The sequence below is a fragment of the Verminephrobacter aporrectodeae subsp. tuberculatae At4 genome (assembly GCF_000193225.1).
Taxonomy (GTDB): Bacteria; Pseudomonadota; Gammaproteobacteria; order Burkholderiales; family Burkholderiaceae_C; genus Acidovorax; species Acidovorax aporrectodeae.
In genome coordinates this window covers 1-2,469 of record NZ_AFAL01000694.1, presented here as the reverse complement: position 1 = coordinate 2,469, position 2,469 = coordinate 1, and the positions used below count along the sequence as shown (strand labels likewise).

General features: G+C 70.7%; 1 protein-coding gene. It reads left to right on the top strand.

Translation table 11 applies throughout. From position 1 onward, the window contains the following. Positions 1-285: 285 nt before the first annotated feature. A partial coding sequence (locus VTU_RS28785; protein WP_010107684.1) for an O-linked N-acetylglucosamine transferase, SPINDLY family protein occupies positions 286-2,469 on the top strand: 2,184 nt, incomplete at its 3' end.

Genomic DNA, 2,469 nt, shown 5'->3' with positions numbered 1-2,469 from the left:
CAAATCCTCGCGATACCTACGGGTATCGCTGCGGTTTGCGCCTTGCCATGACGCGAAATGCATCAGTTTCATCTTGTGCCGCTATTCGCGGGGCAGGACACTTAGTTTTCGGTGTGCCTTCGGAAAACTTGAGGGGCAAGGCCGCCGCCGGCCGGTTTTTGCGCCACTTATCCGCCCAACGCCCCCGGACGGCATCAGCACAATGGCCAGGAAATGGCCCGTCGCCCGATGCATTGCCGCAGGCAAGCGCAAGCGGTGGCGCACGCACGGGCGCGGAGATTCACCATGGCACCCTCTCTCCCCAAAGCCCCGCCGAGCGCGCACGATGGGCTGCGCACGGCGCTGCTGGCAGCGGACTGGCCGCTGCTGGCCCGGCTGTGCCGCCAGGCGCTGCGCAAGAATGGGCGCGACCTCGGGGCGCACCGGCTGCTCGGGTTTGCGCTGCACCGGCAGCGCCGGTTCGGCGCCGCGCGCCAAGCCTACCAGCGTGCCAGCGTGCTCTGGCCCGACGACGCTGAGCTGCTGGTGAACCACGCGAACGTGCTCATCGAGCAGGCGCGCAACAACGCCGCGCTGCCGCTGCTCGAGAGGCTCTGCGGGCTGTGTCCCGAGCAGGCCATCGTCTGGATCAAGCTGGCCGAATGCTGCTATCTGCCGGGCCTGCACGACAGGGGTTTCGCGGCCAGCCAGAACGCCGCCGCGCGCGCCCGGACGCTGCACGAGCGCGCGGCAGCGCTGATGCAAAGCGCCATCCACCGGCGCGAACTGGGCCAGATCCGCGAGGCCATCGAAGACTCCGAGCGCGCCATCGCGCTGTTCCCCGACGAGCCGGGAAACCACACCAATCGGCTGCTGTTCATGCTCTCGGCGCCCCAGGTGGACGCCGCGCAGCTGTCCGCCGCGGCGCGGGAATACGGCGCCATCTTCGAGTCGCCGCTGCGCCAGGCGTGGCCGCGCTTCGAGCAGCACCGGGGCGCGCCGTGGCGCCGCCTGAGGGTCGGATTCCTGTCGCCCGACTTCCGGATGCATTCGGTGATGTACTTCGCCGAGGGCCTGCTGGCGCGGCTGGACCGGCGCCAGTTCGAGGTCTTCGCCTTCCATCTGTTCCCGGACGAGGACTCCGTGAGCGCGCGCGTGCAGCGCCATGCGGACCATTTCGTGCGCCTGGCGGGACTCGACGCGCGGCAGCAGGCCGAGGCGATCCGCGCGCAGGGAATCGACATTCTGGTGGACCTGGCAGGGCATACCGGGCACAACGGCCTGCTGGCACTCGCGCACAAGGCGGCGCCGGTGCAGGTTTCATGGCTCGGCTTCCCGGCGACGACCGGCTTGCAGGCCGTGGACTACCGGTTCACCGACGAAATCACCGACCCGCCCGACGCCCAGGCGCAGTACACCGAGCGGCTCTACCGCCTGCCCACGCCGTTTGCCTGCTACCGCCCGATGAGCCGCAACCCGCTGTGGCGCTACCAGCCGCGCTACCAGGTGCACCCGGCGCCGGCAGGCGAGCGGGGCTGCGTCACCTTCGGCTCGTGCAACAACCTGGGCAAGCTCAGCGACGAGGTGCTCGCGCTGTGGGGCCGGGTCCTGGCGGCGACCCCCGGGTCGCGCCTGCTCATCGAAGGCAAGAACCTCGACCGGCCCGACTTCGCCGACGCCTACCGGCAGCGCTGCCAGGGCCTGGGCCTGGAGCCGCAGCGGCTGGACCTGGTCGCGCTGCGCAACGCGAACCAGTACCTGACGTACCACCGCATCGACATTGCGCTCGACCCCTTCCCGCTGAGCGGCGGAACGACCACCTTCGACGCGCTCTGGATGGGCCTGCCCGTCGTCTCCATGGTCGGCGCAAGCTTCAAGGGCCGCATGGGCGTGAGCCTGCTCACGCACCTGGGGCGCAGCGAGTGGCTCGCCGAAACGCCGCAGGACTACGTGCGCATCGCGCAGCGCCTGGCCGCCGACGTTCCCGCGCTGAACGCCCTGCGCCTGGGCCTGCGCGACGAGATGGAGCGCTCGGCGCTGATGCGCGAGGACCTCTTCGGGCAGCATTTCGGCCAGGGCCTGCGCGCCATGTGGTTGCACTGGCTGGCGCGGGCCGAGCATCCGCACAGCGCGCAGGCGCAGGAGCAGGCCCTGCAAGACTGGCTGCCCCGGCTGCCCGAAGAATGGACCTGCGCGCCGCAGCCCGAGGTCGGGATCGCGCCCGGTCAGCGGATCAGCCTGGCGCACGCGCACGCGCGCCTGCAGGAGCTGGTGAAAAAGGCCCGCGCCGACGCGCCGCTTGCCGCTACCCCGGCGGCGCAGATCACGTCGCGCAGCTGGAGCGCCGTCGCGCAACTCGCCGAAACCGTACTCGACGCCGTGGCGCACGACCCCGTGGCCCTGTCCTGCCTGGCCGAGGTGGAGAACGCGCACGGCCACACCGGCTGCGCCGTGAACTACCTGCAGCACGCTGCGCGCGCCATGGGGACG